The 21,711-nt window shown below is 38.0% G+C and carries 24 protein-coding genes and 2 tRNA genes; 10 read left to right on the top strand and 16 right to left on the bottom strand.

The features are described 5' to 3' along the window. The first annotated feature begins 7 nt into the window (after positions 1-7). Complete coding sequence (locus tag J8M00_RS20420) at positions 8-955, top strand: ion transporter (protein WP_211012332.1); 948 nt, start codon at positions 8-10, stop codon at positions 953-955. Here the strand turns inward: J8M00_RS20420 and J8M00_RS20415 are convergent. The 3 genes from J8M00_RS20415 to J8M00_RS20405 are packed head-to-tail and all read right to left on the bottom strand — an operon-like array spanning position 952 to position 6,034. Then, positions 952-5,406, bottom strand: coding sequence for an EAL domain-containing protein (locus J8M00_RS20415; protein ID WP_211012331.1), 4,455 nt, complete (start codon positions 5,404-5,406; stop codon positions 952-954). The genes J8M00_RS20420 and J8M00_RS20415 overlap by 4 nt on opposite strands. Beyond that, positions 5,403-5,828, bottom strand: a complete 426-nt coding sequence (locus J8M00_RS20410) for a GNAT family N-acetyltransferase (protein WP_211012330.1) — start codon at positions 5,826-5,828, stop codon at positions 5,403-5,405. The genes J8M00_RS20415 and J8M00_RS20410 overlap by 4 nt, the downstream gene beginning before the upstream one ends. 2 nt (positions 5,829-5,830) lie before the next feature. Next, positions 5,831-6,034, bottom strand: coding sequence for a DUF3283 family protein (locus J8M00_RS20405; protein ID WP_023398497.1), 204 nt, complete (start codon positions 6,032-6,034; stop codon positions 5,831-5,833). A gap of 149 nt (positions 6,035-6,183) precedes the next feature. On the opposite strand from J8M00_RS20405, the gene J8M00_RS20400 reads away from it, so the two are divergent. Next, a complete protein-coding gene (locus J8M00_RS20400; RefSeq protein WP_284137721.1) occupies positions 6,184-6,864 on the top strand; it encodes a hypothetical protein in 681 nt (226 codons plus the stop codon). Here the strand turns inward: J8M00_RS20400 and J8M00_RS20395 are convergent. Together J8M00_RS20395 and J8M00_RS20390 are read right to left on the bottom strand one after the other, a co-directional pair. Next, positions 6,848-7,111: a DUF1289 domain-containing protein gene (locus J8M00_RS20395; protein WP_211012502.1), complete on the bottom strand. Its 264-nt coding sequence runs from the start codon at positions 7,109-7,111 to the stop codon at positions 6,848-6,850. The genes J8M00_RS20400 and J8M00_RS20395 overlap by 17 nt on opposite strands. An 80-nt stretch (positions 7,112-7,191) precedes the next feature. Continuing rightward, positions 7,192-7,410 carry a hypothetical protein gene (locus J8M00_RS20390; protein ID WP_211012329.1) on the bottom strand — a complete coding sequence of 73 codons (219 nt, stop codon included), beginning with the start codon at positions 7,408-7,410 and terminating at the stop codon, positions 7,192-7,194. A 106-nt stretch (positions 7,411-7,516) separates the two neighbouring features. Here J8M00_RS20390 and J8M00_RS20385 point away from each other — a divergent pair, with 106 nt between their 5' ends. From J8M00_RS20385 to J8M00_RS20375, 3 genes are all read left to right on the top strand, one after another. Then, complete coding sequence (locus J8M00_RS20385; protein WP_211012328.1) at positions 7,517-8,383, top strand: MBL fold metallo-hydrolase; 867 nt, start codon at positions 7,517-7,519, stop codon at positions 8,381-8,383. A 144-nt stretch (positions 8,384-8,527) separates the two neighbouring features. Then, positions 8,528-8,845: a DUF1330 domain-containing protein gene (locus J8M00_RS20380; protein ID WP_211012327.1), complete on the top strand. Its 318-nt coding sequence runs from the start codon at positions 8,528-8,530 to the stop codon at positions 8,843-8,845. A 39-nt stretch (positions 8,846-8,884) separates the two neighbouring features. After that, the gene (locus J8M00_RS20375) at positions 8,885-9,253 is read left to right on the top strand and encodes a VOC family protein (protein WP_211012326.1); all 369 of its coding nucleotides are present in this window, start codon (positions 8,885-8,887) and stop codon (positions 9,251-9,253) included. Positions 9,254-9,394: 141 nt separating this feature from the next. Here J8M00_RS20375 and J8M00_RS20370 read toward each other — a convergent pair whose 3' ends face one another. From J8M00_RS20370 to J8M00_RS20350, 5 genes are all read right to left on the bottom strand, one after another. Continuing rightward, positions 9,395-9,835: a MarR family winged helix-turn-helix transcriptional regulator gene (locus tag J8M00_RS20370; RefSeq protein ID WP_211012325.1), complete on the bottom strand. Its 441-nt coding sequence runs from the start codon at positions 9,833-9,835 to the stop codon at positions 9,395-9,397. A 441-nt stretch (positions 9,836-10,276) separates the two neighbouring features. After that, positions 10,277-10,352: transfer RNA gene (locus tag J8M00_RS20365), tRNA-Thr, on the bottom strand. 240 nt (positions 10,353-10,592) lie between these two features. Then, positions 10,593-11,096, bottom strand: a complete 504-nt coding sequence (locus J8M00_RS20360; protein ID WP_211012324.1) for a hypothetical protein — start codon at positions 11,094-11,096, stop codon at positions 10,593-10,595. Further along, positions 11,062-11,658 (bottom strand): hypothetical protein, encoded by a 597-nt coding sequence (locus tag J8M00_RS20355; RefSeq protein ID WP_211012323.1) that lies wholly within the window; start codon positions 11,656-11,658, stop codon positions 11,062-11,064. The genes J8M00_RS20360 and J8M00_RS20355 overlap by 35 nt, the downstream gene beginning before the upstream one ends. Before the next feature lie 11 nt (positions 11,659-11,669). Further along, a complete protein-coding gene (locus J8M00_RS20350) occupies positions 11,670-11,864 on the bottom strand; it encodes a DUF4224 domain-containing protein (RefSeq protein ID WP_211012322.1) in 195 nt (64 codons plus the stop codon). A gap of 453 nt (positions 11,865-12,317) precedes the next feature. On the opposite strand from J8M00_RS20350, the gene J8M00_RS20345 reads away from it, so the two are divergent. Next, on the top strand, positions 12,318-13,997 hold the full coding sequence (locus J8M00_RS20345; RefSeq protein WP_211012321.1) for an AAA family ATPase: 1,680 nt from the start codon (positions 12,318-12,320) through the stop codon (positions 13,995-13,997). After that, a complete protein-coding gene (locus J8M00_RS20340; protein WP_211012320.1) occupies positions 13,984-15,174 on the top strand; it encodes a hypothetical protein in 1,191 nt (396 codons plus the stop codon). Before J8M00_RS20345 ends, J8M00_RS20340 begins: the two co-directional genes overlap by 14 nt. A 147-nt stretch (positions 15,175-15,321) precedes the next feature. Here the strand turns inward: J8M00_RS20340 and J8M00_RS20335 are convergent, their stop codons facing one another. The 3 genes from J8M00_RS20335 to J8M00_RS28375 all read right to left on the bottom strand — a co-directional run bounded on the left by J8M00_RS20335 (position 15,322) and on the right by J8M00_RS28375 (position 16,595). Beyond that, positions 15,322-15,519 carry a hypothetical protein gene (locus tag J8M00_RS20335; protein WP_211012319.1) on the bottom strand — a complete coding sequence of 66 codons (198 nt, stop codon included), beginning with the start codon at positions 15,517-15,519 and terminating at the stop codon, positions 15,322-15,324. 191 nt (positions 15,520-15,710) lie between these two features. Continuing rightward, the gene (locus J8M00_RS20330; protein WP_247687492.1) at positions 15,711-16,370 is read right to left on the bottom strand and encodes an integrase domain-containing protein; all 660 of its coding nucleotides are present in this window, start codon (positions 16,368-16,370) and stop codon (positions 15,711-15,713) included. A gap of 39 nt (positions 16,371-16,409) precedes the next feature. Beyond that, the gene (locus tag J8M00_RS28375) at positions 16,410-16,595 is read right to left on the bottom strand and encodes a phage integrase N-terminal domain-containing protein (RefSeq protein ID WP_247687491.1); all 186 of its coding nucleotides are present in this window, start codon (positions 16,593-16,595) and stop codon (positions 16,410-16,412) included. Between the two features lie 899 nt (positions 16,596-17,494). Here J8M00_RS28375 and J8M00_RS20325 point away from each other — a divergent pair. Genes J8M00_RS20325 through J8M00_RS20315 form a run of 3 tightly spaced genes read left to right on the top strand, consistent with a single transcriptional unit; the run spans position 17,495 to position 19,141 of the window. Then, positions 17,495-17,689, top strand: coding sequence for a hypothetical protein (locus J8M00_RS20325; RefSeq protein WP_211012318.1), 195 nt, complete (start codon positions 17,495-17,497; stop codon positions 17,687-17,689). Between the two features lie 53 nt (positions 17,690-17,742). Beyond that, positions 17,743-18,030, top strand: coding sequence for a helix-turn-helix domain-containing protein (locus J8M00_RS20320; protein ID WP_211012317.1), 288 nt, complete (start codon positions 17,743-17,745; stop codon positions 18,028-18,030). Further along, on the top strand, positions 18,017-19,141 hold the full coding sequence (locus tag J8M00_RS20315; RefSeq protein WP_211012316.1) for a reverse transcriptase family protein: 1,125 nt from the start codon (positions 18,017-18,019) through the stop codon (positions 19,139-19,141). Before J8M00_RS20320 ends, J8M00_RS20315 begins: the two co-directional genes overlap by 14 nt. 12 nt (positions 19,142-19,153) lie before the next feature. Here the strand turns inward: J8M00_RS20315 and J8M00_RS20310 are convergent, their stop codons facing one another. The 3 genes from J8M00_RS20310 to J8M00_RS20300 form a co-directional block, all read right to left on the bottom strand. Next, entirely contained in the window at positions 19,154-19,807 is a 654-nt protein-coding gene (locus J8M00_RS20310; RefSeq protein ID WP_211012501.1) for a DNA-methyltransferase, read from the bottom strand. A 739-nt stretch (positions 19,808-20,546) separates the two neighbouring features. After that, the gene (locus tag J8M00_RS20305; RefSeq protein ID WP_211012315.1) at positions 20,547-21,332 is read right to left on the bottom strand and encodes a helix-turn-helix domain-containing protein; all 786 of its coding nucleotides are present in this window, start codon (positions 21,330-21,332) and stop codon (positions 20,547-20,549) included. Positions 21,333-21,612: 280 nt separating this feature from the next. Next, positions 21,613-21,688, bottom strand: a tRNA-Phe gene (locus J8M00_RS20300). Positions 21,689-21,711 lie beyond the last annotated feature (23 nt).

Here is a 21,711-nt window from a genome sequence, read left to right as displayed (position 1 = left end):
GCAAGACATGAGTTTAACACTGAGACAAAAAACGGCGGCAATACTAGAAGGCAGTGGAAAATATCGGAAAATAGCCCACAGCTTAGATATATTTTTAATCGCACTCATTATTTTTAATGTGGTCGCTATCGTTCTTGAATCAGTGCCTGAACTCGCCGCGCAGTATTACCTCACGTTTTTTTATATTGAGGTCATTTCCGTGGGTATTTTTTGTGTTGAGTATTTGCTTCGATTGTGGTGCTGTGTTGATAAACTCAACTTCAAAGATGACACAAAAAGCCACTTTATAATTCGCTTGCGCTATATTCGCTCTCCTTTGGCCGTCATTGACTTAGTCGCCATCTTACCAACTTTGCTCATGGTATTTTTCACTTTCGATTTGCGATTCTTACGTGTTGTACGATTGATGCGCATTTTTAAACTCACCCGCTACTCACGTGCCATGCAATTACTTTTAGCTGCATTTAAGGAAGAAGCCAGCTCACTCATGGCAGCATTTTTTATTATGTCTTTGGTGTTAATCGTCGCGTCGTGCGGTATTTACTTAATCGAGCATGATGTCCAACCTGACAAATTTGGATCAATTCCTGCTGCCATGTGGTGGGCTATGGCAACGTTGACCACCGTTGGTTATGGGGATGTCGTGCCCATTACGCCACTTGGACGATTTTTTGGCGGAGTGATAACCTTGCTCAGTATGGGCATGGTTGCGATCCCAACCGGGCTGCTCGCATCTAGTTTTGCAGACCAGCTACGCAAGCGCCGCGACGCATTTCATGAAGCCGTATTACACGCCTTGGTCGACGGAAAGCTCGATGATACAGAAGCTGAGCACCTCGAAGCCCTAAGAGTGGAATTGGGCCTCAGCGCAACAGAGGCTCACCAAGCGATTAAATTGATGACCTCTGAACGCTCCCACAGCCTTTATTGCAGACATTGTGGAGAAAAGCTCTAGCTATCAAACATTTCTTGCCAAGTATTCTCCATCAAATGCGCGATCATATCGCCAGGTAAAGGTGGGCTAAATAAAAACCCTTGAAAACGTTCGCAGCCTAGCATGCGCAGAAACTTTAATTGCTCTATGTTTTCTACATCTTGCGCAACACAGTATTTACCCAAGCTGTGCGCAAGAGACAAAGTGGAGTGAATAATGCTTTCGTGGTCCTTGTTTTTACCAATATCGACGATAAATCCACCATCAATCTTCAAGGTACTTACCGGAAATTGGGTAAGATACATCAAAGATGAGTACCCTGTGCCAAAATCGTCCATGTATAAACGGCAGCCAAGTGTTTTGAGCAAGTGCATACGCTCTATGGAGTCGGCGACATTTTCCATCATCACCGATTCGGAGATTTCGAACACCAAACAACTCGCAGGCAAATTGGTTTTCTCAAGCGCATGCTGCACATGGTGAACCAAACCTTCATAATGCAAAGCCTGCGCCGATAAGTTGACTGATATGTAAAGATCTGGCCAAGTTAAATGCCACACTTTTAGTTCTATCAAAGCGCGTTCTATCGTCTGCAATATCAAATCTATACCCAATCCTGTTTTCTCAGCAGCTGCCGAGAATTCTTGTGCACTCACTCTGTTATCGTCAGGCCAGTGCAACAACACTTCAAAACCTTCGATATGACCTCGAGTCGCATTGAGTATCGGCTGATAATAATTGCACAGCAATTCATCTTTATGGATTGCGTTTAAACGTCGTTCGATTTCAATATGCCGCTTTGCTTGTTGATTGATATCTTGGTGATAATATTGAAAGTGACTATTCGGACTCTTTTTAGCATGGCTTAACGCAATTTCTGCTGCCTGATTGAGCTCAAAAGCATCTGATGCGTCATTGGGAAATAATGCAATTCCGACAAATACATCTATCTCTACTTGCTGTTCATGCACTCGTATTCCCTCTTCAAACCGAGCCATCAAGCAATGTACGTACTGAGTCACAGCATCAACTGAGTCCAAGTGTTCCATCAAGATATAAAAGTCTTTTTCTTGGCCAATTGCTAAACTATCAACTTCTCTAAAGCAACATTGCAGTGTTGTCGCGGCCTGTTGAATAATAGCTAATACAAAATCCTCACCAAATGTATCAGCCAAACGTTGCAACTTACCAAATTTTATTGCCAATATTGCTAATGAGTGTTCCGTTCCTCCAATTTGCTCTATCCCATGTTGCACTCTGTCCATAAACAACACTTTGTTGGGCAGTTTAGTCAGTGCATCGTAATTGGCTAATTGGTAAAGCTCTTTCTCTGTGCGTTTTTGCTTGCTGATGTCGGTGAGGACAATAATATAGTTTTGCCCCAATGTTGAGGTGATCTTTACCAGCACATGCCTAACCTCACCGCTCGGCAAACGCAAAACCTCTTCAGCGCTATGATATTCCTCTTCAGACAACTTACTCATGGTGCGCAGATAATGCATCCTAACATGACGCTCTAAGCCTAGACTCACACTGGTACTGGATAATGGGTTGGCTTCAACGGAGAACGCATCCTGAAGCGCTTTGTTACATGCCAATATACGAAAACGCTTATCGAAAATCATAACCCAGTCACGGGTTTGCTCAAAAGCCTCGCCAAAGAGTGCTGCTCGCTCTTCAAATACACGTTCACGAGTTAAGTTTGTGTATGTACCAGCTACACGCATAGGTACCGCCTCTCGCCACGCCATAACTTTGCCGTAGTCTTTGTACCAGCGCCATTGTCCTACGCGATTTCTTAGGCGGTATGTGCAATCAATATACCCCTTTGCGGTCGAGACAAATTCTAGCCACTCGATTCGAAAAAGCGCGCGATCTTGTGGGTGAATAAGCTCCAAATAGTCATCTAGATTAATGTAGTCATTTTTGTATCCAAGTTCATTTACTAACCTTGGCTGGTAGACCAAATTTGACCCAGATTGCCAATCCCACACACCTGAGTTACTGCCTTCCAACGCCATTTTAAGACGTGTTTCACTATTTCTGGTCTCTTTATGGGCTTCCATTAATAGTTGCGCGACTCTATTTTTCCTATGCACCCAAAGAGCAAATAGGCCACTGGCTAATATTAGATAACAGGCAAGCGCCACGGGTGAGCGCCAAATTGGATATTTAACGCGAATATTAAGCTCCGCTGGCTGAGTATAATCACCTGTTAGGGGATCTTTAGCCCATACTTTGAGACGGTATGAGCCGGGGTTTAGCTTTGGGAATACAACACGATTACTATTGCGACTTAAGATTCTTTGTTCGCCTGAAAGTTGGTATTCATAAACAATGCGTTCTTGCGCTGTAAAAGCCATTGCTGAAAATGACACCTCCAACCCAATATCATCGTGATTCAAATCAATAGAAGAAAACGACTTTAATCCTGCGGGCTTGAGATCTCGGGACATTAAATCGACATTGGTAATATTTACACGTGTCAAAAGAGGCCGATTAGGACGATTAACTTCAGGGTCGAATATCGTGATCCCTTGCAAGGAGCCATATGCAATATGACCATTCGCCAATTTTGCCGATGAGCCACTATTAAATTCATTGCTCATCAAACCATCATTTATGGTAAACCCTTGAAGGTGAAAATTATCGGGGTCTAAACGCCATATCCCTTGATGAGAAGACATCCAGATCATACCGGCTTTATCCTGCTGCATTTCATATAGGATGAAATTGGTTACCGAAAGTGAATCAGCAGGCAGTGGCAGTGGTTTATACCCATCAGCAGTCAATCGAACCAACCCATGCGTAGCAAACGATAGCCAAAGCACATTATTTTTATCGATGGTATAACTGAGCAAGTCTACAGCCGACTGTTTATGCGCTTTTGGTACTTGATAAATCTGAGTCAGCTTTTGCCGTGTATGATTGTACCTAAATAAGCGGCCCTCACTATAAAAGACGGGCTCAGATGGATGGCTTGAAAGGGGTTCGAAAAAACCATAGCTTAAGAAAGGATCAAACTGAGCAAAGCTTGACCCCAAAGGCTCCAAAATACCGTTGTTCATATTGAACAAGTAAAAGCCTGAGTTTCCGTCTACAAAATAAAGTAACCCGGGCTCAACTAACACAGCACCTTTAACAAACCCTGCCAAGACTTCCGTTGACTCTGGGTTTTGTGCACTAGGACGAGCAACAATCTCTGTTTTGGGATCAAAAACAAACAGGCCACGATTACTGATAAGCCACAATTTATCTTGGTATGGGAATAGTTCAAATATAGAGAATTCGGGTAAAAAGCTCTCGCCCATATAACCTTGAAGGAGTGGCGTTGCTTCACGTGTTTGTGGGTCATATCGCGTTAAACCATCTCTTGTCGCAGCCCAAATATATCCTTGAAACTCAACTATTCCCCACACAGCACCATGAGAAAGCTCGCCATAAATCGAATCATTTTGTACGTTATCAAAAATATGATTATCTGGTGGTATATAAAATGCGCCGTCAGTACGCGTAGCGGCCCAAATTCCACCGTTTTGATCTTCATTTAAATGAATAATGCTGCTATCTGAAATCGAAAATCGACTTTGTGTCAGGCGTTTATCCGGTTCAATAAGGCCTGTTTGTGGGTCAAAGCGCATTAACCCTTTGTCTGTACCAAGCAATAGGTATGCTTGCTGCTTTAACATGTGCCAAATATTAAATTCTTCTAGCACAGTTTTATATGCTGGGGTTGCCTCAAAGTCTCTTTGTAGTTCACCGATATCCAGTTCGTATAAACCAAGAACAGCGCCGACAAGCAAGGTTGAGTCATCAAGTAATAACAGTGATTTGGTGTTGAGCTGAAATGGGTGCTCTGGGTCATCGATATGTGTTAACGGCTTAAGCCTAGCACTTGGAATATGGTAGGCAAATAATCGCTCGGTCGTTGCAATATACAAAATATCTTCAAACTGCAACAACCCGCGCACAAGACTACGCTCTGTCATACCTGGAATAGGAATAACTTCGGTGATCTCTCCCGTTTCTTTGTTCAATACTGATACATTCTTAGTGCGCCCTAGCCATAATTCATTGGGGCCTTTCTCAAGCATTTGAAAAACACTATTTTGGATGTAGTCAAGTTCGGACGCAGGCGCTTTTATATACTGTCTATAATGGTCTTTTTCCGGGTGATAGCTAAACAATCCAGCTCGGCCCGAGGCTATCCATATTTTTCCTGTTGGGTCTTGATAAATCCGGTCAATTTGCATTTTATCAAGGGCTTTATTTGGGCCCATGACCTCAAGCACCTGATAACCATCATAGCGATTCAAGCCCCCTTCAGTAGATAGCCATAAATAGCCTTTTTTATCAAAGAGCAGCGTATTAACATAGCTTTGTGACAAACCTTCAGCCGGGGAGATACGAGATACTTGCGCGTTGCATACCGCGCTAAAAATGAATATCAAAAAAGTGACGATATACTTCATGTGTGAACAGTCCTTTGAAAACACATTGCGATAATTTCTCTGCCTTGATTCGTGTAATTCACAAACTTTTCCCGCAAGACTGTAGGTAAAGTCAGTTGATCAATTTCAACAAAATTGAGTTGTGAGTACAAAGGTGCAATAGTGCGATAAGCAAATGTGTAAACACATTCTTGCGACTCAATGGCACAGAGCAGCAACCGCTTCGCAACCCCTTGTCCTCGATATGCTGTAGCAACAAAAACGGTTGACAAAAAAGCATATTGTTCAACATTTTGAATTCTACAAGCTGCAATCAACTCTGATGATTTAGTAACCCATACCGTATCTTGTTTGGTTGCCCTTCCTCGTACTCTGTTAGCCTGATAAAACTTATTAACCAATGGTGTTTGGATTTCAGGCAAACGATAACAACTCAACTGCATAACTAAACTAACATAAGTCCCAAGTATTGCTCAAATTTCGCCTTTAGTGTGTCACGTTCCGATAAAGGGCGACTATTGATAGCATCATAAATTGCTTCTCGCGTATTTTTGCCGCGTTTAATCTGATACGCCCAAAAAGACGCTTCATATTCCAGTTGAACTTGATACTTTTCGGCTCGGGAGAGGTTACACAGGTTATATGACATCGTACTGTACAATTATTGAAAACTATAAAAACAGTGTATCATATATGTACTAGACAGCGGCAGTCTTGAATTACAAAGTTAATTATTGCAGGGTAATCAATTAGACCGAAGCAAGACGCTCAATGAAAACTGCATTTTAGGGGAAATATGTGGGAAATATCAAAATATTATGGATACTTTTATTATCGCAATGCTCTTTGTCTCACGCACAAACACTTTACTTCAATCGTCCTGCAGATACCCCGCAAGCTCGCTATGTTATAGAGCTATTGAGTTTGGCATATAAAGACATAGGCCATAAACTTGAATTAATTGATTTTGACAGACAAAGTGCGTTGATTGCTGCCAACGAAGGTGAGCTGGATGGACAACTTGGCCGGATCGCTGGTGTAACTGATAGCTATGCCAACTTACTTTACGTCGACTTTCCCCTTTACTCCTTCAACCTACAGCTAATAAGCCATTGCACAACTTGCTCATTTAATCAGATCGAATCTATGGTGGTACAAAGTGGCTACTTAGTTGTTTATCAATATATGATGGAACAAAGCTATAAAGGCGAACTCATTGAAGTAAAAAGCAGTGCGGCTCAGCTCAACTTACTGATGCAAAAAAAAGTGCAAGGCGCACTCATTGTTGACTTTCATCTAAGAGAACACTTGCCATATATGGATATTGATACGCTTAAAATTGATGACCTTATGACCATAGATAGCTTCCACTACCTTCATCAAAAACACAAAGCGCTGATCCCCAAATTAAAAAGTACATTAGAAAAACTAGAGAAAAAGGGGGTTATTGCAGTGCTCAAGGCTAAATATCGAATTTAAATAAATCGTCTTGCTTATCCTGTGACTCAGTCGCATTGTCAGGCTGCTGAGCTTGCTTCTTTGCCATAATACGCTTTTTGCGCCGCTGGCATAAATCCACAACCATTCTTTTTTGATGCTCTGTCATCTGGTTCCAGCAAAAACGCTCTTCCCGGCTGCGAAAGCACCCTTTACAGTAACCGCGATTATTAACTTCACAGATCCCCTTACACGGACTAGGGATCGTGAATATCTCAATTTGTTCCATACTAAGGGTCAAAGATCAATCCTGTGCATTTAACGCCCACAATGATCTGATACTACCTAACTCGAACACTTAATAAAATACTAGTTGAATTTTCGTAAACCACCCAAGGCTGCGTTCAGAAGCACTTTAAAAGATTTCTTGCTATGTAAAGCAAGCCATGCCGGACTCAGAGTAAGCCTCAGCACCATTTTAAAAAAAGAATTTCGTTCCATGCCGTCTCCGATTTTTTTGTGCTCAAACATATATTTACCGGTACTTAACTTGAGTTTAAGCGTCACCTGATGCTTATCTATTTTCATTTCCACTTGCAAGTAGATGCACTTGCATGTACATTTCAGACTTACATGCACTTGCATCTACTTACGCAATATAGCTGGTTTAGATGCAGTTTTTCGAGGGTTTATCATGAAATACATAGCTCAAATTGCGTTTGTTCTGTTTACTTTGTCTTATGGTTCGCAGATATCTGCACAGCAAGCGAACGTTCAAAAGTTATCAGAAAACGTTTATTCAGCTTTTCTGCTCCATTACCAGTCGCTAATTGTAATAGGCGATAAGGGAGTACTAATTACAGATCCTGCAAATACGCAGCGTGCGACCTTACTCAAGTCAACTATCTCAAAGTTAACTTCATTGCCAGTAACAAAAATAGTACTGTCACACGAGCATTATGATCACGTTGGCGGTACTGAAGTCTTTCCCAATGCTGAAATTTATGCACATCAGGCTGCGAACTCAATTTTCCGCTTAGATGTAACAGGGCAAGCCCCCAAAACAGTGCACCATTATGTTGGCGATAACACCAAGCTGGTGGTAGGGAAAACAACCATCAACCTATTACACTTTGGGGCCGCTGATGGCGTAGGCATGATCGCAGTACACCTACCAAATGAGCAGGTTGTTTATTCGGCTGACTTGTATGAAGTTGGTGCAATTACCCAAGGAGCATTCATCGCAGATACTAATTATTTGGGCAGCCGAAAGCTGCTTAACGCATTGGTTTCCTTTGGTCCTAAATACGCAATTACAGCACATTCAAAAAACTTGGATCCCAAACACCTGCAAATAGCTGCTGATTTTTACAACGACCTATTTAATGCAGTTGAGCCAGCCTTACAAGAGGCGATGAAAAAAAGTGCTGACGCAACTATGAGCTTAGCTAAATCCCTGCCAAAGCAAGTGAAGCTTCCAAAATACAGAGATCTGGGAAACTACAGTGACCTTCCACAACATGTCGAACGAATGGTGTATTCAATTTTCCATGGTGGATAGAGCATATATCAGCACGAAATTGGCCTTGCTCTATTTGTCAATGATGCTTGTTCACTTAGCTCTGAATGGCATCACCTTCAGTGGTACTCGTTTTTCAGGTTGACCTCTGAGAACGGCACATTTTCTAAAAATGAGGACACTCCGATGTTAAATAATAAATCAGCTTACCTACTGTTCAGTTTTAGTCAGTCAGAAAACATGAAAGGGTTTGACACATATGCTCGAGTAGCAGATGTGATTTTAAAAAAGTTTGGAGGCGAGCTGATCATTGCGGGAGTAAACGCTTCTAGCATCTCTACTTTCGAGGGTAACTGGCCCACAGAAACTGGACTGAGCATGATCCAATTTCCCACCCGCCAACATCTCGAAGACTTTTGGCATTGCACTGAATATCAAGAGATCATTGAAATGCGCACCGCAATTCTCAAACCAAATTTTACGATTGGTTTTTCAAACAACTAATTGGTTACAAATGATAAATTCTAAATTGAGGTTAAAGACATGATTGGATATGTAACACTCGGCACAAACGACTTGCAAAAAGGCGCCAAGTTTTATGATGAATTACTGGAGAAGATTGGCGCGACAAGGTTTATGGAGTTTGAGACCTTTATTTCTTGGTCAATAGATCCACAACAACCAAAGCTGTCCATAACCAAACCCTTTGACGGTAAAAGCGCAACTATTGGAAACGGCGTCATGATCGCACTCGCGGTTGAAACCCCTCAGCAAGTAGATATGTTGCATACAAAAGCGTTAGAGTTGGGGGCAACCGATGAAGGATCCCCAGGGCCCAGAGGAGAGCACTTCTATGGCGCGTACTTCCGTGACCTAGATGGCAACAAACTTAACTTTTTCTGTGTGGTATAGCATAGAGTGACGCTAAACTAGCTTAAATGGCGCAACAATATCCCCTCTGTTGTGTCATTGATGACTTGTAATTGAGCATGTGAATTTTCTTTATAATACGTCAAATTAGCTAACTCAAACAACAGTGACACACAATGGACCTTATCGGCGATAAAGCCGAGTTAAGAGCGTTTGGATTGTTCTGCACTCATCTTCATTAAAGTTTTCACCGATTGTAGACTGAATGCCTTTGGCATACACTTTCCACATATCTTGACGAACCTCTTTACCTAGCTTTGTGATAATAACCTGATGACCACGACCATCATTTGGTGATGGCACTCTTTCAACATAATCAGCTTTTTCCATTCTAGCCAAAAGCCGAGATAGGCCATATTGAGGCAACAACATCCCTTGCTCAATCTCAAAGGGTCTGAGCCCTTTTTCACCTGCTTTATCCAACTCCCACAAAACATCGTACCAAAAAAATGGTGGTAAACCGTTTTCCTTAAAAGACTTTTCAACAAAATTGAGGGAATGTTCTTTCGCTCGCAGTAATGCTATCCATGCATCAACAACGTATTCTTCTGGCTTTATCGACATAGACTTTACTTTTAACTATTGGCTTTCAATTCTAAACTGAAATTTCATGATATTAGGTCCGCTCTAAGATTGTCCATTAAGCACCTTTCACATGGTGAATATACATAGCAGTTTTGTACAACAAATGAGTGAATGTTTTACTAACAGACACCCCTAGAAGGTGAGTTCTGTCCGCTTCAGTTCATCCTAACAAATGGCATAGAGATGTACTATTTATTTAATTTGATTATATTTTTCGATCGTTACCATAAAAAAGGATAATCTAACTTTAATCAACGACACCTTGATTTTTAACCGAATAGCAGAGCTGTATCCATTTAGGAAAACGACCATTTACAGCCTAAAGAGCTTACTTATCTGAGGGTTAAAAACCATCTTGCAGAAAGATATATTACGGCAGAATTATCATTAAAATGAGTTAAATTGATGTGGCAAAGAAGATGGTGCCGACTATCCGAGTCGAACGGATGACCTACTGATTACAAGTCAGTTGCTCTACCAACTGAGCTAAGTCGGCACTCAAAAAGAGTGGTGCCCAGAGGCGGAATCGAACCACCGACACGAGGATTTTCAATCCACAGCCTACAGAATTTTAAACTACTGATTTTCCTAATAAAACCAATCCGAATTTTCCTATTATTTTCGTCTGGGTTAAATCAGTTAGTAAATAAAACCTAGAAACTCTATGATTTTTAATAAGCTAGAATATTCAAGGTAATCGAAAAGTCTTTACTGAAAGATAATGCCTTTTTTGACACTACTTTTCAATGCTTTGTTTTTTAGTGCTTGACTCACTTGGCGATAAAGGGTCAACAATTGAATATCCTCTTCTGTACACTCTTTTCGTTGTTGACATATTCATGTGGCCCAATAACTCACTAGCTTGTGAGATATTAATACAGTCAGATGCAACCTTAGCTCTCAAATCGCGCTCCTGAAAACGCTGCTCTTGGGTCAGTTCACCACTTTCAATGGCCGCTTTCATCGCTTTACTCCATGCCGTTCTTAAACCATCAGGTGTTAATGGTTTCTCAAGCCTTGAATTGGAATGCGACGCAAAAAAGTACCAATGTAAGAGCGGCGATCTTTTTTTGCCTTTACCACGATACCCGTTAATTTCTTTAAGCTCACTTACAATCTGTCGAATATAATCAACCGCGTTGTACTGTATGCGGCTATTAGACTTTGAGACGAATACTTTTAGGCCAATTTCGTCATCCCAATCTCTAAACAAGATCTGTTTGTCTGAGCCCTGTAGCAAGTTTTAACGCAATATAAAGTTGCAGCCATCTAGGACAAAACTTCAGAAAAATGGCTATTTCTTCATTTGTGACAAGCTTGTCTCTTGGCTTTTCTGGATTACGAATAATGCCGTGAAATGGAGTTTCAGTTATCATCCCCCACCGAACAGCATGACTCATGATAGTACTTAGCAATGCAAACTCTCTATTTGCCCTGACTGGTGCTCCTTCTCGGGCTCTTAGGTCTAAATATTGATATGCATGCTTAGCTCTTATCATAGTCGGGTTCATATGCCCGAATCGCTTAAATAAATGCTTTACCGCGCTTAAGTTACTTTTATGAGTAGCCTCACTTTTAGTGACCGAAATTTCCTTCATATAACGATCAATCAAATCATGCATAGTATGACATTCAAAATTAATATCAGCGTAGTTATAGAAATTCCTAAAGGCTTCAGTCATTGTTTTACCCAAAGGAATATCTCTTTGACCATGCAGCCTCAAATAATAGGTATTACTCTTTTTGTTAAAGATCATACCCTTTGGTAGAGCTGCATTTTCAGGAGCACGTTTTCTACCCATGGCTTAATCTCCTAGATATACCCTGATTTATTAACTTTAGAAGAAAAGCTTAACTCTAGCTCAATCGCTCGGCGTAAAACTTTAGGCCACCCAAAGGCATCTACAGTAAAAGGAATTCTATTTAAGGTTAGTTGTTCTATTTGTTTAATTTTTTGCTTGCGACCCGTTAGTTCAATCACTTCGGGTTTTGTCAGGAATGTAGTCATGAGAGCTCCCACCAAAGAAATAAGAAAAACTGGTAAACATACCAGTGAGAAAATGCATAGGTTTCTGGATAAAAAACGAAGTGATACGTCATACCCAAGGGTGTACAAAGCATTAACGAATGTACTGCCCTTCAAGTACTAGTAAGAAAAGTTTCTTACTAGGAATATACCTAGTGCCGGTAACGGCTACACTTAAACAGAACTAAACACACGCTTAGTTTTCATCTGTTGAATTCTTAAACTTTGATGGTCAAAGACCTCATTTTATATTCGAGATGGCCATATTTGGCCTCTCCGATTGATAAAGCTACTTTAAGTTTGTTTTTCTTTCAAGCATTTTAGTAACTAATCATAAGTTTAGTTTAAATGAACTATTGATATTAAAAGTTCAAGTAAAACTTATAACTTGCTATGATAAATGAACTTTTTTACAACTCAGTTTGCATTCATAGCATGAAATTAGCATTTATCCATATAGTAAATCACAAAGCACTAGAGGAAATAGATATCCCAATCAACAGTTCTCATAAGTGTCATTACTCAAAAGAAAAGCTATTCTTGCAATTTGATCCAAGCGATTTGGATTATTATGAAGGGTTAGACTGTAGTGCAATCATTGGAAAAAATGGTGTTGGTAAAAGCACTATCCTTGATTTTCTTGAAGTTGCATACGAGGGTACTGAATCTAGCGGTATTATTGTTTGGTATAGTTCAAAGAACAAAAAATATCACATTTGTAGTGTGAACTTGTACTTAGATAAAGATTCAATCGTTAGCAATCAAGATGTTACATTTGAAGAAAACTTCCCCGTATTTAGTAAACGCCACAAACTCAAACTAATCAAAGCTAATAACTTGACTGGAGTCGAAGCAAATGAATTCTCTTCTAAGAGGAGGTCTAACTCCTTCATTCAAGACTTGTCACTTTCACAGTATGTTAACGGCAGTAATAAAGTTATAATAGAGCGAACTAACCGTTTGATTAGGTACTTATCTAGTAGTCCCTCTTTTAAGCAACAAACAAGGCCTACTGTAAAATTTACTTTTCAATTTAGCACATCTTCTAATGCATATTTAAAATCATTACTCAATAACAAAGACTTTGTTTCCGAGAATATAGATTCAAAGTACCAATTGGAGCAACTGTCAGATAAGCTTAATGATTCTCAAAAAGAACTATTAATTGATGACTTTTTTGAAATAGGCTCTCAATTACTAGAAGCAAATATAATAACAATTTGTAATTACTTATCTAAGCTCTCAATAATAAGAAAAGATTACAGAGATGTATTTTTTATAAAACTACTCTTAGGCTTTATAAACCAAACAGTCAACGATAATTACATATTTAAAATATTAGCCGAAGTAAGAGGGAAAAATGACATTGACTCGCAAGCAAATATCATCGAACTTGATACACCTATAATAAGACTAAAGTTTAATGAAATTCTTGCTACACTAAGTGACATTTCAGACTTAGTTAATCGTTATCAACATCATATTAAGTTACAAAACAAAAATGAAATATCAACATTTAACGCTAACTTAATAGTAAATCTAACACACTGTATATCAAAATTACCGCAATTATTACAAAGTAATTTCAAATACGGTTGGCAAGGTTTTAGTACCGGAGAGTTCGCTAAACTAAATATATTTTCTGAATTGTATCACTACATAGAAAGGGTAGGTGTAAATAAAAATTACAACCACATTATTATTATGGATGAAGTAGATTTATACTTACATCCTGACTGGCAAAGAACATTTTTTTTAGAGTTACTAGAGTTTATAAGGTTTGAGTTTCCTAAAAACTCTGTACAACTCATACTGAGCACTCACTCCCCGATTATAATAAGTGATTTTCTTCCAGAAGATATAGTCTCACTTGATCGGAATAATGGCCATACAAAAGTAGTTGAATCTTTTGGATTTGCTACACACATTACTGATCTTTACCTAGATGGAATGCACCTAAGCTCTACTTTTGGTGAACACTCTAAGAAAGCTATTAGCAGACTGCTAAAACATGCAAATACAGATTCACTCACTCATCTAGACCACCTTCTAATTAAGAAGATTAAAAGTAAAAACATACAAAACATGATACTTGGTACCAATGATCAAAATTAGCTATTCCTATACACAAGACTTTTTGAATGATTACGAGCAAAAAATAATAAATGAAAAAGTTATCCCATCCCTGCATGAGCTGATAATAGAACATTCAGGTAATGATAAAGAGCGAGTGGAAAAAGTTTTTTCCGATAAGTTTGTAAAAGACTTAGTGTTATGCAGCGCAGATAAATTATATGAAAAAATAGACACTATTTATAATCATTTATTTGAACTATCAGAAAGGTACTGCCTGGAGTTTTACTTTAAAGACATAACTTTAGACTCATCAATAAGTTCAATGCCAATAAGGAAAAGAGTCGATCAGGAAAAAATAAAGACTATTCATTGCAATATCATAACTGAACTTAAATTACTAATGACGAATCGTAATTCAAAGCTACTTCCTGGTATCATAAAAAAAATGGAAGTAACGACTGTTGCATCTCAAATAAAAACACAGCTCAAGAATTTAAGCTCAATGAAGTCAGGCAATTATAAACTATCTGAAGAAGAAATTGCTCTTTTTCCTGACTGGGTAAACTCTTTCGACAATGTATTTAATTATGACTCTATGTCAAAAATTTTTGGACGAGAAATTACAAACTCCCTAAACTTGGACATATGTCCATACTGTAATAATGAGGACATAGAAACCATCAATGAGATCGGCGCTGAAACAAGGCCTGATTTAGACCATTTTTTTCCAAAATCAAAATTTCCATTTCTAGCTTTGACACTATCAAACCTTATACCAGCAGGAGTTAGGTGTAATCAAAAATATAAAAAAGATAAGTCAATGATTGGATATGTTAACCCATTCTTAAATGGCGTTAACCAAGAAACACTTTTTAATTTTAAATATATGTTTGACCAAGGTAGAAACATTGAATCTATAAATATTGAAGTTAAAAAACTAAACAACGAGCTGGATAAAAATTTAGATTTATTTAAAGTTGAAGAAACTCATAATAAAAACAATGTAAAAAATTGGTTTCTATTATTCGAAGAGCGCTATCAAACAATAATCAATGCAGGTGATAACTGTCTTGATGAAATATTAGCTGATTATAATCTTATTCGCCAACGTCTAGATGTAGAACTAGATAAACCACCGACAAAGGAGCAATATCAAAAATTTAAAGTTGATGCTCTAAACTTTTTGACAGGTAGAGTTTATAAAATGCCAAATTGAGATAAAAAACCTATAGTTATTCTCCCCAAATTAGCACTGTAAAAACATTAGTAGTTAGTCGGAAGAAATTATAGCAAATAAACTTTAAAAACAAATAAAATCAATGGTATAAAGCTGATTTTAATATCAACTTATTTAAAACGAAAATCAATGCCAAATTATTTTCTTTAACTCTGATTTATTCATAAGTAATATTTCCTGTGCACTTTCTTTCGTCATACCTAAGCCAAAGTAAAAAGAAGAGGCCATAAAAGCTTCCATCTCATCATCATTGGTTATTTCGACGTCACCTTCATAACAGATGAAGTGCTTGTTAGCTTCTGAGTAATAATATTTTGCTGGCATACCGATACCTTTTTAGAGGCTGTCTCAAAAATTAATTAAAAGCAATAATGCAATAATGCAATAAATAGAAGCACTTGTAGATAAGAAAGCTTGCACTTCTAACCCTATAGTATTAGCCCTTCGATTTTCGAAGACTCACATATTTACTTAAATTGAGTAAAAATAACTCTATAAGACTGTTCTATATCAAATTATCGACCTAGATAAATCGCTGTAATCTGCTCCCTGCTATGACCTAGTTCTTCTGATATTTTTAACCTTACTTCCCTATCAATAGCTTTTTGCTCGGCTGTTAAACCCTTATTAGTTGGACCACCATTTAAAGGCGCCTGCCAGCCAGTTAATTCCAAATAGCGTTTTTGAGCATACATATGCCTTAAACCATGGTTTTTATCTAGCCCAACACGGCTTGTTTGCCATTCATAACTTTTTAATTGTTGAACATAGTTTCTATCAGTCCTTATAAGAGCGCCGCGGCCGACTGTATCTTCAATTTCTTTTAACAATGCTTTTTGTGCGTGAGTTTTGATTGGAATAGCTCGAGGTCTACCACCTTTAGTCCAGGACGACTTAAGAACTATTTTATCGCCTCTGTTCGCAAAGCTTGGACTGAACTTGATTGCTTCTTCTCTTCTGAGGCCAAACTCTTGTTGAAGTCTAAGTGAAAGTTTCACTAAGTTATCATTGACCTGATTAAGCTTATCTAAATCTAATTCTTTGCCTTTTGAGTCATTACTTACATAAGTACGCTTTTCTATTTCCAACTGAATAGCTTGGTTTGAACCATTATTAGATTTTGGCAGCATAGATGATTTACCAACTTTTTCAGCCCACCATCGAATATGGCTCATTCTATTTTTGATTGTTCCTGAAGACAGCCCTTCGCTTTGTCATCGAGAAACTAAATGATTTACGTGCTTTGGTTTTAGGGAATTAACTGATGAGAGTCGATAGCCACCACTCTTTAACTGTGATGCGACGAGAATAAGTGTTTTTCTTCGCTCAGCTTGAGAAGCAAAGCTGCCATCTTTATTGCGCAGTATTAACCCTTGCAATTGATATTTTAAACTGCTCATAAATCGCACCTTATTTGGAAAAAATAAAGGTGGTTCGCTATCAACTTAACTAACTATTTGAACCCATATCCAATTGGTAAGTTTTAAATGCCAATTGCATGTTGGAGCATACAATTTCCGCTAAAAGCGAATACAGGCACGAAGGTTCAATAAGGCCAAAAAGCCTCGCTTTAAATGCTTCTTGTTACAAGCGTACATAATAAAGCGCAGTAAAAATGTGCTTAGCACAGGTTAGTTAAGTGACAACGAATCTCCTATTGGAATTATTGAGTGCTTAGAAAAGATTATGGTAAGTGCGTAAGTAATTTGCGACTTCAAAAGCAAAATACAGCGTGCCATTAAATCTGACCCAATGTTATTTTTTCGCCGCGTACAGCCGCGGCTTTAGACAAGAGAAAGCTAAGCTTTCTTAAAGGTGCGATAGCCAGTAGGCCTCGCTAATTAATCAGTTTAATAGTGGCATAATGCGCCCATAACTTCAAATATTGATTGGGTCGCATTAATTTTTCTGGGGAGTGCTGCCGCGTCACTCCCCTATTGCTTCGCAGTGAGTGACGCGCAAATAAGTGTTGACATATAGTCCACACCATAATAAAGTACTCCTAGAGCAAGCGATTTCGCTTGTTGTGTTCTTTCATAATTCTATTTCGAACTGCAAAAGGCCATTTTGGTCGTTCACTATTATTGTGAACTACTTTTCTCCAACAGACGGTTATCGGCCCAGTGCCTGATAAGTTTCATACCAGTTGAATAACAGGTAACGGCGGGAAGAGTTTCCAGAGCAAACTCTGGGGGTGTTGGCTTGGTTTATCTACAGTGTTTCAAATCAGTTCGTGATGTATATAACGGCGGGTACATCTAACCTGATTTGTTATTAACTCCATAATAGGATTATAAAAATGAAAGAAATTATTACTGCTTTAAAAGAAGCTCGTGATAACTGCGCAGATACTGTAGACAAAAGCACATTAGACAAGTTGGATTGTATAATTCAGCAGCTAGAAGATAAAGAAAGAATTAAGTCCAAGGACATAATTCAATACGTAACACAGGCATATTACTTACTTAAGTTATTGGCTGGTTTTATTGAATGATTTCTTTCTCATGTGCAACCAGCCAAATAAATCCTCCGTACTTTTTAGGTGATATGAAAATGCTATTTATCGGAGATGCAATAAAAGAGTGTCGAGAGCTAAAGGGCCTTAGTCTAGGAAGACTAGCTGACATTTCAGGCATTGATAAATCATATTTATCAAAAATAGAGAATAACAAGAGAGACCCATCTCTGTCTTCTTTACTTACCATTTGTAAAGCTTTCAATATTCAACTCAGTAACTTAATTCTTCTTGCTGAAGAGCCTGAGAAGAATGACCTTACTCATTTGCATGACTTACTCAAAGATGCCACTAGAGAACTAATTCGTGGAAAGGTTTAATTTCTTTTACACTCAAAAACAAATTGGTTCTTTATCAGTTTTAGCTAAAACTCTTTCTATAACAGTTAATGAATTAAACAGACTCCGCGCAAACTCTGATAGCTATTATCAAATAGCTAAACGGGTCGTAAAAGCAGACGGAAGTGAACGTATTACTTACGATGTAAAATACCCACTGAAAACTATCTTGCAAAAATTAAGAAGCAGAGTCATAAAAAACGTTCAACTGCCTAAATATATATTAGCTGGAAGAAAAGGGAAAAGTTACTTGGATAATGCCATGGAGCATATGTCCACTAAGATGATTCAATCTGAAGACATTAGTAACTTTTTTGACTCCATAAAATCGAAGTATGTTATTAATGTCTTTAAATATTTGTTTAAATTCCCTAACGATGTAGCAGAAGCCTTAACTGATCTATGTACTTTTAAAGGTCACCTAGTTCAAGGCAGCCCAGTAAGCGGTGATATTGCAAATCTGATTTTTTATCACAAAGAACCCCAGCTCGTTCAAGCTATTGAAAGTCTAGGATTAAAATATACCAGGTATTATGACGACATTTATGTTAGCTCTAAAGAAGGTAATTTTTACCAACATGTAAGCTTTTTGAAGGCTCAAATCTACGGAATGTTTTCAAGCATTCAAGTGAAGCCAAATAGATCATTATCAAAAAGTAGAGTCATGCGTAATTCTTCTCGGATAGATGTTCATGATGTGACTGTTAACTCTCATAAGTTATCACCCTCAAGGAAAAGAGTTTCTAATGTTAGAGCTCAGATTAATAAACTTAAGAATTCTGTAAATAGTAGGGGCTGCCTTTCTGAAACAATTTCTTTATTTAAAAGTACTTTAGGTCAAGTAAATACCTTAAAGGCACAAGGCTCTCCAAAAGCAAAAGATATGCTAAAAAACATTTTGGACGCTTTAAAAGGGATCGATGAAGCTCAAGCTAAAAAATACTGTAGAAAAGCAAGAAAAGTAAAAGAATTAAGACAACTTAACAAGCTAGCTCAAAATTTAAGTGTACTAAAAAAGGTTAGCCCAACAATAGCTGGTGTAGCTAATGCAGAGCTAAAACAAGCTAGAGAAAGAATTAAAAAAAAGCAGTGAAGCACAGCTACTCTAACTAACTCTATCCATTAAATACTTATGAGCACTTTCTGAAATATCACACCCATAGGTAACTCTGTTATTACCAGTTGCTGCTAACAAAGTAGAACCAGAGCCGAAAAAAGGATCTATCACCAACTCTCCTTCTTCCGAACTTTGGTTAACCAAAACCTCTATCAAAGAAACTGGTTTTTCTGTTGGATAACCTCTAAATATTCTCTTACATTCAAGGACATCAGGAATACTAAGGTCATTTAACTTTCTCTTACCTTTCTCAAAAAATAAGATAAACTCATACCTCGAACGATAGTGGTAACCCATTCCAATATTTACTTTATCCCACACTATAGGTTTCCAAAACTTAAAACCTACTTTTTCAGCAATGGGCTTTACAATGAACATCGTTTCTTGATCACAAAAAAGATAGAAATGACTATTCGTTTTAAGTACTCGATATATTTCAGTAAGTAATTCTTCAAATCTATCATTTGAAAAAATAGGAAACCAAGCATTACTTGAGCTTTTACTATTTTTTAACCTCGTTGTTGTTCCTATTTTTCTATATTTTTCTAATGACTCATAGGGAGGATCAGTAATTACTAGATCCACACTTCCAGACTCTAGTTTTGACAACCAAGCTACTGCATCCTCCTTAAATATAGACATATTTATTTTAATGTCTGACATGTTCGACCATTTTGATATGCCCTTGAAATATTACCCTTTGGTAAAGTCCTACAATCACAACAATAGCTTTGAAAGCCTTCTGGGTTCTTAGCTGTTTTTCTTGCAGGCGTCTTACCAAATGAAGCTGGGTATGGATGAAATACATGTTCATTTCCATTAGCATCAGAACAATGTGGGCAAGATTTAAACCTTTGCCCCGTTAATGGGTCTGATTTATGAATCATACCTATATTCAGCTTTTTCGAACAACATGTGCAGTTCATATAAACTCCTTCTACTTAGTCAGTTTTTTCATAATTAATAAACCAGTTAATTAAACTTCCAATACTAAAGAACTGGTTAAACAAAACTAACACGCCCAAAAAACAGACAAAACCACTAATTTCAAAATATCTTAAAAGATTGACTCTTATCAAATATTATTACTTTTTATCTATATACGTTTTAAAGGCATCACTGAATTTGGACACTTAGAAACGGATTTAGTACGATATTGCACCAAATTAATTACTCGGTATTTTTGCTGTCACTAAATTAATAAATCGGAAAATTAAAATTATTTGTCTTCCAAAAGGAGAAACAAAAATATACTTTCTCTAAATACAGTTAAAAGTTAGCGACTAAAAAAAGGTGGAATATTGGTTTTATTGCTTTTTGCCGTATTTTAGACGCGGATACTCCCTACCAAGGCATGACAGTAAAAAGTTATCGTGAAAAATTAGCTTCTATAGCGCTCTATAGGTATTTGCAAATTATCTATAAGTTTTGAACTGTTTTGAGGCTTATGAATCCTGCTTTTGATCGAGAATAAAATAAAAGCTGGTTTATTCACTGCACTCCACATGACTTCTAGTAAGTCGAACTCATTTATTGATTGAAGCAGAGCTTTAACTGTCATATAGGCCCAACCAAGCTTCTGGGCCAGCTGACCAATACTTTGGCAATAACTTTCCCTTTTACTATTTTTTGAGAGCTTTACTGCGTTAATTTTTCCAGCAATGAGTGCATGAAGCATTAGCATCTTATGTTGGTGCCTAGAGTCATAACGAGTTTTAGATTCAAACAAATGTAGCTGTACACCATACAAGCGCAGTGTATGCTGTGATTGTTGTTTATTTAACATCTGAACGTAACTTTGTAGGAGCCTATATCCTAGAGGGTGTTTTGTGTTTATAAATAATTGGCGGCTGTAGCTATTTGGGTTTGGTTCTTCCCTTAAAAGCGCCTCATTTCCGCCATCAGACGGCTCTAAGAGCTTTTTCAGAGCATTTTTGACTGCATTGACTGAGTAATTTAAATGCTTAGCAATTGCTGATACAGATGAATTGAATTTGTTGTGCTTTGCGTGGTGGTAGGCAATATGGCCTAAAACAAGTGTCTGAGTATCTGACCTTGTTGCTTTAAGTACTTCAGGAGCAAAAAACACTTGTTTTTTATTCCTACAAAATCCTTTGTTGGGATCTCGCTGTGGGATATTAGATTGTCTGTTAAATTTTTTCGTCATAAAAATTCGACAGGAACAAAAGAAAGCAATTTTTAGGTTAAACGCTAGGCATAGGGATACCCTAAGGCTAAGATAACCAACGTAAACAGGTAGAAATGTTTATGGAAGCCGCGTTTGAAACATAAGTCGCCAAACTTATATTGTATTTCAGCACGGTTTTTTGCTTTCTGGCGTTCGCAAAGTCGTCTCCGTCATTCGCGACGAAAATATAATTTTATAGGGAAATTGTGTTTTTGTAGGAAAAGGGTAATTTAAAATCTAGCTGGAGGCTAAGGGAAAGTGGTGCCCAGAGGCGGAATCGAACCACCGACACGAGGATTTTCAATCCTCTGCTCTACCGACTGAGCTATCTGGGCAAATAGATTTTCAATACGATTCC

The organism is Pseudoalteromonas luteoviolacea (genome assembly GCF_018100925.1).
GTDB lineage: Bacteria > Pseudomonadota > Gammaproteobacteria > Enterobacterales > Alteromonadaceae > Pseudoalteromonas > Pseudoalteromonas obscura.
Note: the sequence above shows the minus strand (reverse complement) of the source record. Positions and strands in the feature narration are given on the sequence as shown.